This is a genomic window from Arthrobacter sp. 179, assembly GCF_052379645.1.
Classification (GTDB): Bacteria; Actinomycetota; Actinomycetes; order Actinomycetales; family Micrococcaceae; genus Arthrobacter_H.
The window spans coordinates 60,261-76,795 of sequence record NZ_JBQSYU010000007.1 but is presented as its reverse complement, the minus strand read 5'-3'; the positions used below and the strand labels follow the sequence as shown (position 1 = coordinate 76,795).

Here is a 16,535-nt window from a genome sequence, read left to right as displayed (position 1 = left end):
CCCCAAACCTGTTGTTTTGACCCGCAAGCCCGAAACTTCCGCCTAGTCCCGCAAGATGTGTCGGATCTGCCCGGTCTTCTTGCCGTTTTTCCAGATCACGCCCACGGCGCTGAAGGTTCCGATGAGGATGGCGGTCGATAGCAGTGTGCAGAGCAATCCGGTGTCCATGGTCCTGCCTCCGTTCCGGTCCTGATGTCCTGTTCCGGCCACGGTACTCCCTCAACAGGTGACGCGGGTCAGACCCGGATCTTGCGGGGCAGGACCCCGGCACAGACGATGACCAGCAGTCCGGCCAATGGCACGATGAGCAGCCCGGTGGCCAGGGTGGTGCGGTCGGCAACAAACCCGACGATCGGTGGGGAGAACAGGAACCCCACGCGCATCAGCCAGCCCAGGATGGTCAACCCCGTGCCATGGCGCAGGCCGGGGAGCTCGTCGGCGGCGTGCATGGCCGCCGGGATCAGCGTGGCCATGCCGAAGCCGGAAAGCCCGAAACCGATGATGGTCCCCGGGATGGTCGGGAAAGCCAGCGCCAACCCCATGCCCACCACGACGATGACGCCCCCGGCACGGGCCACCAGTCGTTGGCCGAAGGCATCGAAGAGCTGGTCACCGATGAGCCGACCCACCAGCTGGCAGCCGATGAGGGCCACGAAACCCAGCGCGGTGACCGGCGCAACGGCGCCGAGTGAATCGTGCAGGTAGATGGCCGCCCAGGAGTTGCCGGCATCCTCGATGACCGAGCCGCCCGTGGCGACCAGGACCAGTGCGGCGAGGATCCCGTAGGTGGCCAGGCGGGAGACGCGGGCCCGGGGGATGCCGCCGTCGTGCTGCTCCGCGGTGTCCACCTCGGTCGGCTCCGGCCCGGGAAGAAGCGTGCGGCGGCAATACAGGGCGAGGGCGCTGAAGAGGATGAGTGAAAGCCCCAAATGGATGCCGCGTGGGATATCGGCTCCGGAGGCCGCGGCCCCCATCAGCCCGCCCAGGACCGCGCCCACACTCCAGGCGGCGTGGAAGGAGTTCAGGATCGAGCGGCCATAACGGCGTTGGACGCGCAGCCCGTGGGAGTTCTGGGCGACATCGGTGATCGCGTCGGCGGCCCCGGCGATGAACAGCGCCCCGGCAAGCAACGCCCAGCTCGGGGCCAGTCCGGCCAGCAGGATGCCGGCGCCGGTGAGGATCGTGCCGGTGACGGCGACCCGTGAGGAGCGGAAGCGACGGATCAGGGTGGCCGCGGCCAGACCGGCGATGAGGGCCCCGAGCGGGAAGGCCGCGACGGCAGCCCCGAATTCCCCGTTGGAGAGCCCGAGTCCGTCCTTGATCGCCGGGTAGCGCGGCAGCAGGTTGGCGAACAGGGCGCCGTTGGTCAAAAAGAGCAGCGAAACCGCCAGTCGCGCCCGGCGGTCGGTGAGTGAAGGGCCGGTGGCAGTCGCGGTGTCTGGGGCCTCAAGCGGGTCGGGTGTCACGTATTCACCGTAGGCCGTTTTCGTGATCGCCTGCCTGCATGACTAGTTCCGTGTAGTGTGCCTGTGACGGTGCACACGGTACCGGAGCCGGGGGAGGGCATTGATGGCACGTCTCGATGGCGCGGATCGCCTGGGAGCGCCCTCGGTGTTGCGCCGCGAACGCCGGGTGCTCACCAGTGCCACGCTCACCAGCGGCACGGGAACGTTCATCGACTTCGTCCTCCCGCTGTTCGCTGGGGCCGTGCTGGGACTCTCGGCCTCCCAGACCGGTGTCCTGCTCGCCGTGGACGTGCTGGTCTCCCTGCTCACCCGACCGTTCGCCGGAACCTTGGTGGACCGTGGAGGACGCCTCGGCATCGCGGCAGCAGGCGCAGCGACCATCGGTGTGGGCTGCGTGCTCTTCGGGCTGGCCTCCGGGTTGCCGCTGGCGGTGACGGCAGCAGCCGTGTCCGGGGTGGGAGGAGCCTTCCTGTGGGTGGCGATCCGGGCCATCGTGGGCGAACGGTTGGACATAGACTCGGGAGTCTTCGCCAAGCTGCTCTCGGCCGAGGAATACGGCAGCTGGGTCGTGTTCGTTCCGGCGGTCGTCCTGCTCTCGCTGACCAATTATGTCTCCGTGTTCTTCGCACTGGCCCTCTGTTCCTTCGCAGCGGCCGTGGTGCTGGCCACCTCACCGGGGCGGCGGGTCCTACCTGCCGCGCCCGATGAACCTGCCGGCGGTGGGGAGGAAGGAACCGAGAACGATTCCGCAACGGCGTTGACCTCCCTGAATCTGGGTGGGGTGGGTCGGAAGCTGCGACCGATGCTGCTGGCAGTGGTCATCGTCGAGGCCGCGGAGGCCGCGATCAGCCTGCTGATGATCCTGCAGCTGCAGCGTCACTTCGACTTGGAGCCCTTTCAAATCGCACTGATCTTCCTGCCCGGTGCAATCGCCATGAGCATCCTGCCACCCCTTCTGCACCGTGCCGTCGTCATGTACGGGCGCCGGAAAATCCTGATCCTCGGTTCAGTGGCCAGTGCGATCTTCGCCGCGGGCCTCGGCTTAGCGCCCAATCCTTTGGTCATCGCTGGTCTGTGGGTGCTCTCCGGGGCCGCCTGGGCGGCCATCATGCCCATCCAGCAGGCGGTCATCGCCGAATCGGTCGGGCCTCGCCACCTCGGACGCGGGCTGAGCCTCTACGAAGCCAGCACCCTGGCCGGGGCTATGGTCGGTTCACTCGCCGCAGGTTTCTTGTACGACGCCGGATCCTGGCTCATGGCCTGCCTCGTCTTCGCGGTGGTCATTCTCTCCGGGGCGGCGCTGGTGCCGGCGGCAGTGCGCCGGCTCGGCGCGGTGGATCAGCCCCGCACTCTCGAGCCGACACCGCTGGTCCCAACGCCCATCGAGACTCCGGACAACGCAGCGGATGCGGGCCTGGACGCAGAAGACGAAGAGAGCGTGGCCTCGGAGGAGGCCAAGCCGGAAAAGAGCCGACGGCAGCTCATGGTGGACCTGCTCTGGCATACGGTCCTCTTCGGGACCGCCGTCGTCCTCGGGTTGCTCTTCCTGCCCTCGTTGAACCCGGAGGCGCTTCTCGGGATCGGGCAAGAAGCGATCCTCCCGTTCCGTGCGGTGATCCATGCCGTCACCGGGCCATTCGACCTCGTCGCCCTCCTGGCGGCTGCCCTACGGCTCTGGGTCTTCGTCTACGCCGTCGATGTCGTCTGGACGCTGTGGAAAGTGTGCACCGGCAACTGGACTGATCCGACTAGGCACTGAGAACACGATTGCATTGCGGACGCGAGCAGCGCGTGGACGTACTTATGGGAGCAGGCGATGCCTGAGCTAATCGGTACGCGTTAGCGGGCAAACGCTGCTGATTCCCGGGCGGGTCCGGTATCTCCGGGGAAAGTCATAGTCATATTGCGCGAGTTGCTGCCATCGTCCCCGCGAAGTGTTTGCCCCGTGAGCGGTCGGGGAAAGTCATCCTCGGTGGGCAATTTTCCTTTTGCGACGGATTGAAACACCTCTCGAGGACGAGCGGGGTATTCCGACTCGTGGCGGGCAGGAGTCCGTCGCCGTGAGGCTTCTACTCCTCCGGGAGAAGTTCTAGGTGTTGCTGATTTCGATCCGGTGGTACCCCGTCCCCACCCATCCGAAGGATTCATGGCGAATCCCTTGACATAGATAGTCCCTGCGCTGACCCTGCTGGCTTCGAAGACTGCTAGGAGCGCCCGTGCCAAGGAGCGGGAAGCGGTGGCGCTCTCGGTGTCGATTTCTAGGGCGATCTTCTTTTTGTCATGCACTGAACCTACCTGCTGACCCGACCGGGCCTGCGTATCGGCGCCGTTCTCATATAAGCGGCGCAAGATTCAGGGCTTGGATCAGAAGAGACTACTGGTTGGCCCGGTCTGGTCCCGGCCGCGGGTGAGTTCGGCGAAAGCGGCTAGGTCCATCAGCCAAGATTGTTGCTCGGCCCTGTAGGGTGCCTGCAGCGGCTTGGGGACGACAAGTTGCAGTTTCTGTGCCTGCATCTCCCGGGTTTGCCCTAAGCTGATCGGGCTTTCCAAGGTGATCAGGTGTTTGTGCTCGATGCGTTCAGCTTCGCTCAGGACCTGACGCCAGCGGTCCTTGCAGGTGGTCTTCGCTCCCAGGACGGTCAGTTGCTCGGCCGGGATACTAGGGTCGTGGTAGTCCTCGATGCTGGGGAAGATGAAATCGGGGCGGACATCATTTTCGGTGGCCTTGTCGAAGGTATGGCGCATCCCCAGAGCCTCAAAAGTAGCGATGAGATGGTGCTCAAGGCTCTTGCCTGCCCGGCTTTTGCGCCTGTTGTGGATGCGTAGGGACTCGGCGACGAACTTGTCCACGTCAACTTGGCCGTTGGTGTAGACCGCATTGAGGGTATCAGTGACTAGATGGCGTTCTAGGGTGCGGAAGAGTAGTTCCTCGCGTTCCAGCCAGGCCATGAGTACCGCGTCAGGGTCATCGCGTGGGTCAGCATCGGGGAGAGTGGATCGGGTGAAGGCCCCGAACTCCGCGGTGGAGGGAAAGGTGGCCCCGAACTTTTCGAGAAGTTGTTCGAGCCAGTTCTGGTCGGTGGGTTCGACAGCGATGCCGAGCATGTCCAGCAGATACAGGGCAGGCAACCCCAGACCGTCCTGATTCTCTTGGAGGCTGGTTCGTACGGAGTAGCTCTCGCGTTCCAAGGCGTTGGTGCCGAAGAGCCAATCTAGTTGCGCGGCCATGCTCGAGCCGTGAGGCGCGACAATGAGCAGGACCGTGTCGTCCTTCTGTTTTGCTATGAACACGATGTCCCCGGGCAGGGCCCGTTTCATGGCCTCGACATGCGCGGGGTAGTAGAGCCGGTATTCGGAGCCGCGTTTGGGTTGATTTGCGCGGGCGTCGTAGTAGGTCAGGGTGCCGTCTTCCACGACGGGCTCCTCTGCCTCATCCGTCGCCCACAGGAACCTAGTCCGCAATGGGACTCTGCCTTCAGGGTCGCCGAAGAGCTCCCGAAAGGCCTTGGTACCGGCTAACTCGTTTTGGTTGGAACCGTTTCCCACGGTTTCGACGCGACTAAGGACCTTAGCGGCCACGCCCTTGAAATGATCGGCAAGATATCCAAGTTCCATTGATCCCCCAGGATCTCCGTGTTGTGTCGTGTGATGTTCGTGCGGCGGGTGTTTTCAGGCGACCAGTGGACTGTCCTGGCGGGCCAGGATGGCTTGGACGTGCGGGGTCATGATACGTGCGACTTCTGCCATAACGGGGGCCACGACGCTGTTACCGAACTGGCGATAGGCTTGGGTGTCGCTGACGGGAATGCGGTGGGTGTCATCCAGCCCCATCAGGCGCGCGCATTCCCTAGGGGTGAGTCGGCGGGGCCGGTTGCCGTCTTGGGCGACGAGGATCTCGGAGCCGTCTTTGTAGTAGCGGGCAGACAGGGTCCGGGAGGTCCCGGTGGGATGGACCAAGCCGAAGCCAAAACCGTTGCCGGCGGCCTTGTGCTTGGCCGCATATCCCTGCAGGTAGGACCACAGGTTGGCGGTGAGCGTGTATTTGGGCTGCACACGGGCGTTGTCGAGGTCGAAGAACCGGTCGCCGTCCCACTCGAGCACCGGTTCGGTGCCGTCGGTGCGGTGCAGGATGGTCTCGAGTTTCGGCCCCACGGGCGGTATTTCCAGATCGTCCCAAGTGAAGTCGGTGGGTTCACGGAAACCGACGATGATGATGCGTTCACGGTTCTGCGGGGTGAAACTGATGCCATTGATGACCTTGGTATGGACCTCGTAACCAAGTTCTTCCTGCAAGGTGGCCATGATGACCGCGAAGGTCCGGCCCTTATCGTGGGAGCGCAGGTTTTTCACGTTCTCCAACATGAACGCCGCGGGCCGCTTCTCATCGATGATCCGGGCCACGTCGAAGAACAAGGTGCCCTGAGTGGCGTCCTCGAAGCCGTGGGCCCGACCCAGAGCGTTCTTCTTGCTCACTCCGGCAATGGAGAACGGCTGGCAAGGAAACCCGGCCAGCAACACGTCGTGGTCGGCGACCTCGGCTGCCGGGACGGGTTGGATGTCCCCGACGAAGACATGTTCGGGGTCGTTTTCGTCCGGGTAGTTCGTTAGGTAGGTCTTCTTCGCCCAACGGTCCCATTCGCTGGTGAACACGCATTTTCCTCCGTGGGTTTCAAAGCCCTTGCGGATCCCGCCGATCCCGGCGAACAGGTCGATGAACCGGAAATCGGCGTCGGCCGCGGCCGGCTTCATGCCCAGCAGTTCCCGCAGGGCCGGGGCGAGCATGGTCGGCATGGGGGTCTGGTCGCTTTCCCAGCGGGCGATCGTGCGCGTGTTGACGCCGAGTTGTGCGGAGAGCTGACGCTGGGTGTAGCGGGCACGGGCAAGGGCAAGAAGTTCGGTATTCGTTTCCACGACATCCTTATCTGGGTTAACTACCTGACATCATGTCGCATATTCGTTCTTTTGCGCGGATGCCACGCCGTGGCGGAAACCCGGTGGCTTCCCGTCCTCGAGCATGGATAGTTTCCCAGCCGCCACCGACGGATTAGAACACCCAACGGTGGCACGGGGGAGGCGATACGGGGAGGGCTTCAGCCGGTGGGGGTGCGGTGTTCACGTCAGTGGTCGTCCAGCCACGCCAGCTGCCGACTTTTCAAACCCACATGCAAGGGTTGGCCGCCCTATGCCGGCATAGAGCGCGTAGGAAGCCAAGGAGTCGGCGACGTCGATGGCCTGGGTAGCCGGGTCCACCGCGATAAGCCCGAGGTCGAAAAGCCGGTGCAGGTCCCGGCGCATCAGCAGGCCCCAGTGTTCGTGGTGTTCACCCACCGCCGCGAAGCTGTAGAGGTGGGCCGCTTCCAAAGCCTGGGCCGGGGTGGGACCGGTGAAAACGCAAACATGTCCCATCGAGGTCAGCAGGTCGCGGCGGAATTGGCCTTGTCCGATCCGGGCCCGGACGTTCGCGCTCCGGTGCCCGCCCGCGATGGTCCGCGTCGACGCCTGCAGAGCGGTCAAGAGTTCCGGGCCGCCGGACTGTGAGAGTTCGCTCTGGAAGGTCGGCCAGTGCAGGGGGCACAGACTCAGCTGGGAGTTCGGACTCAGGCAGGAGCGGCGCAGGGTAGCCCCGTCCAGCAGGCCATCCAAGGACACCCGTGAGGTCCCGTAACGGGCGGTGTATTCAACGACGTCCTTGTTCTCGACGGTTGGTTCATCGAACTCCTTTTCGCATTTGAAGCACCGGTAGCGGGGTTGCTTAGTCTTGCGTTCCTTGCAGCAGTTCAGAGACCGATACACCCGCGTGGAGGATTCAGTGATGTCGACTCTTTCGATGACCGAGGCCTCGATGATGGCCTTCTTATCCCACAGCACGACGGTATCGCCGACGTTGATGCGCCCGTGGTTGGGGACGGTATCGTCCCACCGGTAATGGGTTTCGGGTTCATCGTCGTATCCGTCATTGCTGCCAAAGGCCCGATCGCCGGAGACTGCGCGCAACAACCATGTTGTGGCCCCGACGGAATCCGGCAGGTCGGACGGTGCCGGGGGAGAGGCCGGGCCAGAGTTTGTTGGTGACTTCCGGTAGTCATAGCCGGCCCTGCGGGCATAAGCGGCGAGATCTTATTCATAGATGACCCAGTGGTCGCCGTGGATCTGGCGGCCGGGCAGGACCCTGTTGCGTAGCTTCTGGCGCAATGCCTTTGGACCAAGTCAAAGCCGCCGGGCCGCTTCGGTGGCAGTCAATCCTATCGGCACGGCATCTCTTTCCACTTCCATGTTCATTTCTTGGCAGGCACGAGGGGCGCGGAGTCGACCACGAGGGACCGTAGGCCAGCTGCGTCGAGGTAGGAGATGTCGCGGTATCCATAGACGAGTGTCATTTCCATCATTATTGATTGGAGGTGTTTGTCTGTTGCATTGGTGCCTCCCTTTGCCGCGTGTTCCAGGACGCTGCGGACCAGGTCGGGTAGCGCTCCTGCTTCCCGGTCGAAGAGGGCGTTGAGGCGGTCCTCGTTCTTGAAGGCCTCGCGGGTATAGGCGAAGGGGTCGCCGGTGGATTGTGCCAGCGGATGCTTCCGTTGGGGGTCGTAGGTCAGGGAGGACACCCACCAGAGGCGGGCGATGCCATGCCTGATGAGGCGACCTCGGGTGGCATTGCCCATGAGCCAGCGGGTCCGGACACGGTTTTTCCAGTTGCGTACGTCGGCTAGTGGCCAGCGGGTTTCCATGTATTCGCGGTACGTGGTGAATGCGAGGTAGGTCCATAGGCGTCGGTCCGAGGCATTGGCGCGGTCCAAGGCCCCCAGATACTCGTACACCAAGGGGGCGTTCTCGACGTCGCGTCCGGGCCCTTTCGTGTCGTCCAGCCGCTCTGGCGCGCCCAGGTCCACGGGCAGCTCCAGCTGGTTTTCCTCGCGGTGCACGATCGTATCGGCGTGGGCGAAGAAGCCTTCATAGGTATCGGCGGCGTCGAGTGCGGAATTGAGCTCGACCACGGCCTGCTTGGTGAGTGAGCGGGCACGGTTGTCTTCCATGGTCTAGTCCCCCAGATTGTCGAAGGTGGTGGTGAGAGATGTGTCCAAGGGGTTTCCGAGGATTTCCTGCGCCATCTGAAAGGGACTCATGTCACCGGAACGTGATCCTTCCATGAGCCGATTTATGGCGGTGTACCACTTCCTATCGGTCAGGTCTTCGCCGTCGCCGGATGTTTCATTGGTTTTGATGAAGGAGATGGTTTCCATGAGGGCGGGGAGGACGACGAGACTGATCTGCAGGTCTTGACGGTTGCGGAGCATGCCGAACCCTTGAAGGACTTCAACGGGGAAGGTCACGAGGATGTGCTCGTCGTCATCGAATCTGATCCGCAAGCCGCGCTTCAGATTGGAGTCGGCAACGAACTCGAAGCACGATCCGAGGGGCGGATTGAGGGGGTCGTAGAGCTTTTCCGCCTCGAATTCGAGGACGCCGGCGTCCGCGAGGATGTCACCGGGCAGGAGGTGGAAGTCCGCGTCGCCGTAGTCTGGGTGCTGGTTTTCCGGTCGGTACTTCTCGATGGGTTTGGTGGCGACGACCCTGAGTTCGAGCCTGACCGTGCCGCTAACGGATTGCTGGTCGATCCATCCGATATAGCCGGTGCTGTCGGTATGGTGCATGTTGAGCTTGGCCCCTAGCTCCTCGCTGGCAAGGGTGGCGGTGCAGGACCATCGGAAGCTGTACTTGGCTGACCCCTCATCGATGAGGGCTTGGATTCGTGGTTCTGTCATGCGTACCTGGAACTTGATCTCGACGTCGTCGACGCTCGGGGCGAACGAGGCGTTGAAGACCTCGATTTCGGCACCGACGTCGTCGGAATCATCGAGGACGGGATGCGGATACGACCCGCGGGTGGTGCTGCTCATTTGATCCCCAAACGGTAGCGGTGGTTGGACGAAAGTGTGAGCCGGACCTGGGATGTGGTCCCGGCCTTTAGCTCGAGTTGGGTCAAGGTGTTTCCTTGGTGTTTCAACGGGCTGGTAACCCCTGCGGTAATGATGGAGACTTTGTCGATCGGCAGTTCGTAGTCTTCCTCGATGCTCCCGCCAGGTCCGAGTGCAAGAAGCTGCACGTCACCGGAGATATCTTCTAGAGAGGTCAGGGCAAGGCAGACGTCGCCGCTGCTGGCGTCGGACCAGCTTCGGAATCGGACGTTACCGGCGCTGATCCGTCCCGTTCCGTCACCTTCCTTGCCATTGCCGGCGATGTTCCCACCCTTGTTGTCACGCTTCTTGCCACCGCCGGCATCCTTGCCCTTTTCAGCAGGGGACGGGCCATCGCCGCCGGCCGAGGTCTTCACCCGGACGCTGACGGCCTTGCGACCGCCGACAGAGGCAGGCTTTTCCGCTTCTTCGCGGCCTTGGACCGTGCTGGATTCACGGGTGGTTCCAGACCCTGTGTCGGGGGTTCCTGTGGGCCCGGCTTCGGTCAGAGTCCTCTCTTCGAACAGCTCATCGGGAAGGTATTTGGATAGGCCTTTGACATGGACCTGTTCGCCGATTTGCTCCTTGACCCGGCTCTTGAGGCCGTTGCGGACGAAGGCCTTGAGGTCTTTGATTAGTTTCCCCCCGCCTTCGGAGCGTCCGGCATCCCATTTGTGGTGTTGGGGTGGCTCGAGCTTGCGCAGTAGGGTGTTGCCCTTCTCGTCGAAACACTCCAGCACCGCCGCGTACTTCACTGGAATCGACGTGTGTTTGAACGTGTCGATCTTCATGAGGGGCCTGCGGACGGTGATCGTATGCAGCGAGGTGGTTAGGGAGTCGTCGACATTGACGTACAGGGTCATCTGGCCGAGTTTTTCGTGTGTTCCGACGATGGGATTGGGGTCCGTGATGGCACGGAAGAAGGCCGCGGATTCCCCATCTTCTAACACTTCTGTCTTGAGCCTTTCCGCGTCCAAGCACCACGTTCCTGACGGGGTTATGCCCTCCACAATGAGTTCGCCGCGGTGGATCGCTAGGAGAAAATTCCTCATGAAGGCGACCTTGATGTGCTGGAGTGTGCTGTCCTCTTCGGCCTTACGGTATCCGAGGATGTACAGGTCGGTGCCGGCGTCCGTTCGTTGTGGAAATGGCCCGACGGGGCCGGGGTTGCGCAGGTAGCGGAAATCCTCGTCGTGGGACTGTTCTGTGTAGAACCCATCACCCACGCGCCAGGTCCCCTCGGCGTCACGGTGCGATGCCAGGCAGCTGTAACCGGCGAAGATCACCTCGTTGCCGTCCGAAGGAAGAGATGTGTAGAGAACGGTGCTCATATCCGAGGCCATGGGCCCCACGGCCGAACCGATGCCGAAGGAACCGCCTCGGGATCCGTCGTCAGCGGAAATACCCGCCCCTCTCGTCAGGGCGCTAAGCGGGGACTTGGGGTCATCGATGGACTCGGTGCCGCTCAGGCCTTTGGTGCCATAGTCGCCGATGCGCAGCACGGGAATAGTCGTCCGCAATGCGGTTTCATGGGCCAACTTCATGTTTTCGTGCCCCTGCGACTCCCGTGTCTGCTCTTCCACCTGTGCGAGATGGGTTCGCAGACCATCCATTCCCGGAATGTCGTCGGTGGGAATGTCTGCCAATTCGAAGACGATCCTCACGGGATCGACATCGGCACGGGCATCGATGGAGTTCTGGCCGGTCTCACGGACTAAGGAGGTTTCGGCCCTTGAGCCTTCGAAGAACTGCGCGGCCGGAGAAATGGCACCTTGGGTAGCGGTCTTGCCGGCGGCCTCGAAATAGAAACCGAAGTTCGCAGAGGTCATTCGAATGACACCTTTCTGTCGGAGGGGGAATCGGGATCGAAGAGGGCTCGCACTTCTTGTATCTCGGCCTCGATCGGACGAAAAAGCGCTTCTACCTCTTCTGGCGTGTACTCATAGTTCTTTCGGTTGGAGAGGTTCCCTAGTAAGGAAATCTCCCGGATAAGCCGATCTCCTCGAGTCGCGGCCAACCGGCGGAATCTACCGTTCCGGGTTTCACTGGACTTACTTCTTGAAGATTTGTCGGACATAGATCAACTATATATCTTAAATGTAGTCCGTCAAGATGTGGTGTAGAAATTTTTCGGGGGACACGACCGCGACCATGGAGTGGTTGGCGACCCGGGTGCCGTCAAAGGACGATTTCTTCGCACTCGTGTAATCCGCCGTACCTTAGCTGCAGGCGGTGAGCTAGTGTTAGCATCGTGGACCCGGTGTGGTCCACGCAAGCCGAGGGTATTTGGAGTATCTACCCGGCATTCGAGACGACATTGTCTGCGGCAGCTCGTAAGGGCCGGCTGTTAGATGGTCGCCGTCTCGATCGCCTTTGGCGACAGCGCGAACTCCGTCGCCAAGGCCACCGCGCCCAAGACGCCAGCGTGGGAGCCGGAGCTGGAGGCGATGATGCGCAGGTGCTTGGTGGCCAGGGGGAGCGAGCGCTGATAGACCACCTCTCGGATCCCCGCTAAGAGGTGCTCGCCGACCTGGGCCAATGAGCCGCCGACGACGATGACCGAGGGGTTCAGCAGGCTGACGCAGGTGGCCAGGACACTGCCCAGGTCCCGGCCTGCCTGGCGCACTGCGGCAATGGCGGCGGCATCCCCGTCGCGCACTTGTTGGGCCACGAGCGAGGGGATGTTCTGTCCCGGTTCGCCGGTCAGGCCCAACTTCAGGGCGATGGCCGGACCGCTGGCGACGGCCTCCAGGCACCCGACATTCCCGCACGTGCAGAGGGTCTCTGGTCCGCCGGGGACCCGCACGTGTCCGAGGTCCCCTGCGGTTCCCTGGGCTCCACGTTCGAGGTTCCCGCCGGCGATGATGCCGGCGCCGATGCCCGTGGCGACCTTGACGAAGAGGATGTCCTGGTCGGTGGGGAGGTTCGCCTTGTGTTCGCCCAGGGCCATGATGTTCACGTCGTTATCCACGAGCACCGGGACGTCGTAGTCCTGATGCAGCCTCGCCGGCAGATCGTAACCGTCCCAGCCCGGCATGATCGGTGGGCTGACCGGTCGACCTGTTTGAAATTCCACCGGGCCGGGGAGACCGACACCGATGGCCGCAAGCTCGTTGGTCGTGCATCCCGCCTCGGAGAGCAGCCGGCCGATGGTCTGGGCCAGCCAGCCCACCACGGCCTCGGGGCCGTCGGCGATCGGCAGCATCTCCCAGAACTCGGCCTTGACTTCCCCCGCGAGGTTGGCCAGCACGGCACGGGCGTGGCTGGCCCCCAGGTCAGCGCCGATGACGACGCGGGCGTCGGGGTTGAGCGCGAAGAGCGACGGTGGGCGACCGCCGGTCGAGGTGGAATCGCCGACCGGGGCGACGTAACCGAGCTGCAGGAGGGTGTCCACGCGGGACGCCACGGTGGATCGAGCCATGCCGGTGACCTGCGCCAACTCGGCGCGGGTCCGGGGGCGTCCGTCGCGTAGCAACTGCAGGAATTCGCCGGCCTTGGCCAGGTCGGCCGTGCCGTTCTCCGCCGTGTCGATTGGCATGGTCCCTCTTCTCGTGCGTCGTCGGTGATCGGTTCTTAGCAGTGATCATGCCAGCAGATTCGCCGTTCCCCGTCTTGGTGCCAGAACGTGACCACGAATCGTCTTCTGAGTATACCTCTACAGCTTTTGCTTGACGTTCGTCAAAAGTACTCGTACGCTCATTCCAACGCTGATGTGATTGCCGTCACGATGATGATCGCAGCGGCAGCAGACCGATAGTCCGCCCAGCACCGAGGAGTCCTTTCATGACACCGTCCGTCCAGCTCTATACGGTCCGCGGCCATTTGGCCGAGGACCTACCCGGAACGCTTGAAGCGATGGCCGGCATCGGCTTCACCCAGGTCGAGCCCTACGCCTTCGTCGAGCGGGCCGCGGAATACGCGGAACACATGGGCCGCCTCGGACTCGCGGCCCCGACCGCCCATGTGAAGCTCATCGACGCCGACCTGGACGCCGTCTTCGCCGCAGCGAAGCAACTGGGCGTCTCCACCATCATCGACCCGCATATCGACGAATCCCGCTGGACCAGCCGCGAATCCGTCGCCGGCATCGCCCGCGACATGAAGGACATCGCCGCGAAGGCCGCCGAGCACGGGCTGGCCATCGGCTACCACAACCACGCCTTCGAACTCGAGAACCGCATTGACGGATCTGCGGCCCTGGAGGTCTTCGCCGAGGAGGTGGGCGACGCCGTCGTGCTGGAAGTGGACACCTACTGGGCAGAAGTCGGCGGCGAAAGCGCCCCGGCGCTGCTGGGCCGCCTGGGCGACCGGGTCCAAGCCCTCCATGTAAAGGACGGACCCAAGACCAAGAACGACAAGGAACAGGTCGCCGTCGGCGCCGGCTCCATGCCGATCGCTGAGATCCTCGCCGCCGCACCCCAAGCACTGCGCGTGATCGAACTCGACGACTTCAACGGCGACGTCCTCCAAGCCGTCACCGATTCCTACAACTTCCTGGCAGGCACCAAATGAACACCACCACGGGCGTCGGCATCGTCGGCGCAGGAACCATCAGCGACCAGTATCTGGAGAACCTGACCCGCTTCCCCGACCTGAAGGTCCTGTTCATCGCCGACCTCGACGAGGAACGTGCCGCCAGCCAGGCAGCCAAATGGGGCGTCCCGAACTCGGGCTCCTATCAGGCACTCTTGGAGAACGCCGACGTGGAGATCGTGGTCAACCTGACCGTCCCGGCAGTGCACGTGGAGGTCGCTCTCCAAGCCGTCCGTGCCGGCAAGCACGTCTGGGGAGAGAAGCCCTACGCCCTGGACCGCGAATCAGGACGCGAACTCATGGACGCCGCCCACCAGGCAGGAGTCCGCGTCGCCGTCGCCCCGGACACGTTCCTCGGTGCCGGCCTGCAAACCGCACTGCGCGAGGTCCGCGCCGGGTCCATCGGCCAGCCACTGACCGGGCTCACGCTCTTCCAGGTCCCCGGCCCCGAATCCTGGCACCCCGGCCCCGAATTCCTCTTCGCACAGGGCGCCGGCCCCATGTTCGACGTCGGCCCCTACTACCTGACCACGCTGGTCCAAGTCTTCGGTCCGGTCCGACGGGTCGCCGCCACCGCCTCCCAGGCCCGCCCCACCCGCACCATCGGCTCGGGACCGAAGGCAGGAACCGAATTCCCCGTCGAGGTCCCCACCCATATCTCGGCATTGATCGAATTCGAATCGGGGGCGAGCGCACAATCGGTGTTCAGCTTCGACTCGAAACTCCCACGCGCAGGATTCGTCGAGATCGCCGGCACCGAGGGCACCGCGGTGTTCCCCGACCCCAATATGTTCGACGGCGAGACCACCCTCCACACCGGTGAGGACGAATCGCGGGTCATCGAGGCCGAAGGTTCGCTGTTCACCCGGGGGACCGGCGTCGCCGAAATGGCACAGGCCCTGCGCGAAGGGCGCCCCGAACGGGTTCCCGGCGCCCTGGCCTTCCACGTCCTGGACATCATGGTCTCCATTTCCGAAGCCGCCGGCACCGGCCAATTCGTCGATGTGACCAGCACGGTCGAGGTCTCCGAACCGCTGGATGCCGACTGGGACCCGTCGAAGGCCAGCTCCAAGGCCAGCAGCTCCGTCTAATCAAATACACCGGGCCCTCCCGGCGCATCCCTTCCGTATCCACTCCACCGACAGGCCACCTAGCCACCGCTTGCCCTGCACCTCACCGCATCCGGGCTCCGCCCGATGAGAAGAAAACGAGAAACCACCATGAAAACGACCAAGAAATGGGCAGCCGCCCTCTCCATTGGAACCCTTGTCCTAAGCCTCTCGGCCTGCGGCAACTCGGCTTCGAATGATGTCGGTGACGCCCAGGCCGGCGGAACCATCACCTACTGGGCCTCCAACCAGGGCACCTCCGTCACCGACGACGAACGGGTGCTCAAGGAGTCCATCGACCGCTACACCGAGGAGACCGGCACCAAGGTCGAGCTCGAGGTCATCCCGTGGAGCGACCTCTACAACCGCATCCTCACCGCCGTCTCCTCAGGTGATGGCCCCGACGTGCTGAACATCGGCAATACCTGGGCCGTCTCCCTGCAGGCCTCCGGTGCCTTCATGCCCTGGGAGGGTGATCCGCTGGAGAAGATCGGCGGGCAGGACCGCTTCGTCCAAACCAGCTGGGCCACCGGTGGTGCCGAGGGGGAAGCCCCAACCTCCGTCCCGCTCTACGGGCTGAGCTACTCGATGTACTACAACACCAAGATGTTCAAGGAGGCCGGCATCGAGAGCCCGCCGGCCACCTGGGATGATTTTGTTGCCGACGCAAAGAAGCTGACCAAGGACACCAACGACGACGGCAAAACCGATCAGTGGGGCGTGTCCCTGGCCGGAGCCTCGGTCACCAATAACGCCCACGCCGCCTTCATCCGCGGGCTACAGAACGGCGGGTCCCTGTACGACGCCGACGGCAAGCCACAGTTCGCCGCCGACGGAGTGGTCAAGGGCGTGAACCAGTGGGTCCAGCTGATGGGCTCCGACGGCGTGGTCAACCCGTCCATGGCCGAGGCTCAGAACGGCTCGGATATGGTCGAGGACTTCGCGGCGGGAAAGTCGGCCATGTTCTTCGATCAGGCCCCCGGCAAGACCCTGAACGCCCGGGACATGAAGGACTATAAGGCAGCGCCGGTTCCGATGATGACCGCCGATGCGACCGGCCTCGAGGGTACGCAGAGCCACGTCGCCGGGATCAACGTCTCGGTCTTCGACAACTCGGATAACAAGGCGGCGGCCGTCGATTTCGTGAAGCACCTGACCAGCGACGATGAGCAGATCTACCTGAATAAGGAATACACCGCGCTGCCGGTGGTCACCGCCGCCTACGACGATGAGGCCTTCCAATCAGACGAGATCACGCTGAAGAAGGACATCCTGGCCAACCATGCCCAGCCGATGCCCCTCTACCCCTCCGAAAGCCAGATGGAGACCCTGGTCGGCACCGCGGTGAAGAACCTCTTCGCCAAGATCGCCCAGGGCGAGAAGGTCAGTGAAGCGGACGTGAAGAAGGCGCTGGACAACGCGAATTCGCAGATGTAACCGTCTCCGCCCACCCCTCGTCGAATCCGCTGAAAGGA

Annotated in this window: 13 protein-coding genes; 4 read left to right on the top strand and 9 right to left on the bottom strand. The window is 63.3% G+C overall.

The features are described from left to right. Positions 1 to 42: 42 nt before the first annotated feature. Positions 43 to 168: a hypothetical protein gene (locus ACT3UE_RS06470; protein ID WP_444555012.1), complete on the bottom strand. Its 126-nt coding sequence runs from the start codon at positions 166 to 168 to the stop codon at positions 43 to 45. Positions 169 to 236: 68 nt separating this feature from the next. Next, positions 237 to 1,466: an MFS transporter gene (locus ACT3UE_RS06465; RefSeq protein ID WP_444566445.1), complete on the bottom strand. Its 1,230-nt coding sequence runs from the start codon at positions 1,464 to 1,466 to the stop codon at positions 237 to 239. A gap of 103 nt (positions 1,467 to 1,569) precedes the next feature. Between ACT3UE_RS06465 and ACT3UE_RS06460 the strand changes: the two genes are divergently transcribed. Next, positions 1,570 to 3,225 carry an MFS transporter gene (locus tag ACT3UE_RS06460; protein ID WP_444566444.1) on the top strand — a complete coding sequence of 552 codons (1,656 nt, stop codon included), beginning with the start codon at positions 1,570 to 1,572 and terminating at the stop codon, positions 3,223 to 3,225. Between the two features lie 605 nt (positions 3,226 to 3,830). Here ACT3UE_RS06460 and ACT3UE_RS06455 read toward each other — a convergent pair. The 7 genes from ACT3UE_RS06455 to ACT3UE_RS06425 form a co-directional block, all read right to left on the bottom strand. Then, positions 3,831 to 4,880 carry a type II restriction endonuclease gene (locus ACT3UE_RS06455; protein WP_444566443.1) on the bottom strand — a complete coding sequence of 350 codons (1,050 nt, stop codon included), beginning with the start codon at positions 4,878 to 4,880 and terminating at the stop codon, positions 3,831 to 3,833. 255 nt (positions 4,881 to 5,135) lie between these two features. Further along, the gene (gene dcm / locus ACT3UE_RS06450) at positions 5,136 to 6,377 is read right to left on the bottom strand and encodes a DNA (cytosine-5-)-methyltransferase (protein WP_444566442.1); all 1,242 of its coding nucleotides are present in this window, start codon (positions 6,375 to 6,377) and stop codon (positions 5,136 to 5,138) included. 201 nt (positions 6,378 to 6,578) lie between these two features. After that, complete coding sequence (locus ACT3UE_RS06445) at positions 6,579 to 7,460, bottom strand: HNH endonuclease (RefSeq protein ID WP_444566441.1); 882 nt, start codon at positions 7,458 to 7,460, stop codon at positions 6,579 to 6,581. A 281-nt stretch (positions 7,461 to 7,741) separates the two neighbouring features. Then, positions 7,742 to 8,497, bottom strand: a complete 756-nt coding sequence (locus ACT3UE_RS06440) for a DUF6339 family protein (RefSeq protein WP_444566440.1) — start codon at positions 8,495 to 8,497, stop codon at positions 7,742 to 7,744. A 3-nt stretch (positions 8,498 to 8,500) separates the two neighbouring features. Further along, a complete protein-coding gene (locus tag ACT3UE_RS06435) occupies positions 8,501 to 9,361 on the bottom strand; it encodes a hypothetical protein (RefSeq protein ID WP_444566439.1) in 861 nt (286 codons plus the stop codon). Then, on the bottom strand, positions 9,358 to 11,247 hold the full coding sequence (locus tag ACT3UE_RS06430; protein ID WP_444566438.1) for a hypothetical protein: 1,890 nt from the start codon (positions 11,245 to 11,247) through the stop codon (positions 9,358 to 9,360). Before ACT3UE_RS06430 ends, ACT3UE_RS06435 begins: the two co-directional genes overlap by 4 nt. Positions 11,248 to 11,765: 518 nt before the next feature. Next, a complete protein-coding gene (locus ACT3UE_RS06425; RefSeq protein ID WP_444566437.1) occupies positions 11,766 to 12,956 on the bottom strand; it encodes an ROK family protein in 1,191 nt (396 codons plus the stop codon). A 245-nt stretch (positions 12,957 to 13,201) separates the two neighbouring features. On the opposite strand from ACT3UE_RS06425, the gene ACT3UE_RS06420 reads away from it, so the two are divergent. The 3 genes from ACT3UE_RS06420 to ACT3UE_RS06410 all read left to right on the top strand — a co-directional run bounded on the left by ACT3UE_RS06420 (position 13,202) and on the right by ACT3UE_RS06410 (position 16,497). Continuing rightward, on the top strand, positions 13,202 to 13,930 hold the full coding sequence (locus tag ACT3UE_RS06420; RefSeq protein WP_444566436.1) for a sugar phosphate isomerase/epimerase family protein: 729 nt from the start codon (positions 13,202 to 13,204) through the stop codon (positions 13,928 to 13,930). Further along, complete coding sequence (locus ACT3UE_RS06415; protein ID WP_444566435.1) at positions 13,927 to 15,042, top strand: Gfo/Idh/MocA family protein; 1,116 nt, start codon at positions 13,927 to 13,929, stop codon at positions 15,040 to 15,042. The genes ACT3UE_RS06420 and ACT3UE_RS06415 overlap by 4 nt, the downstream gene beginning before the upstream one ends. Positions 15,043 to 15,171: 129 nt before the next feature. Further along, a complete protein-coding gene (locus ACT3UE_RS06410) occupies positions 15,172 to 16,497 on the top strand; it encodes an ABC transporter substrate-binding protein (RefSeq protein WP_444566434.1) in 1,326 nt (441 codons plus the stop codon). Positions 16,498 to 16,535: the final 38 nt, after the last annotated feature.

Bases quoted from the DNA above. Each gene is read 5' to 3' on its own strand.
- ACT3UE_RS06470 (WP_444555012.1), bottom strand. From the start codon at position 168: ATGGACACCGGATTGCTCTGCACACTGCTATCGACCGCCATCCTCATC.
- ACT3UE_RS06460 (WP_444566444.1), top strand. From the start codon at position 1,570: ATGGCACGTCTCGATGGCGCGGATCGCCTGGGAGCGCCCTCGGTGTTG.
- ACT3UE_RS06440 (WP_444566440.1), bottom strand. From the start codon at position 8,497: ATGGAAGACAACCGTGCCCGCTCACTCACCAAGCAGGCCGTGGTCGAG.
- ACT3UE_RS06435 (WP_444566439.1), bottom strand. From the start codon at position 9,361: ATGAGCAGCACCACCCGCGGGTCGTATCCGCATCCCGTCCTCGATGAT.
- ACT3UE_RS06430 (WP_444566438.1), bottom strand. From the start codon at position 11,247: ATGACCTCTGCGAACTTCGGTTTCTATTTCGAGGCCGCCGGCAAGACC.
- ACT3UE_RS06425 (WP_444566437.1), bottom strand. From the start codon at position 12,956: ATGCCAATCGACACGGCGGAGAACGGCACGGCCGACCTGGCCAAGGCC.
- ACT3UE_RS06420 (WP_444566436.1), top strand. From the start codon at position 13,202: ATGACACCGTCCGTCCAGCTCTATACGGTCCGCGGCCATTTGGCCGAG.
- ACT3UE_RS06415 (WP_444566435.1), top strand. From the start codon at position 13,927: ATGAACACCACCACGGGCGTCGGCATCGTCGGCGCAGGAACCATCAGC.
- ACT3UE_RS06410 (WP_444566434.1), top strand. From the start codon at position 15,172: ATGAAAACGACCAAGAAATGGGCAGCCGCCCTCTCCATTGGAACCCTT.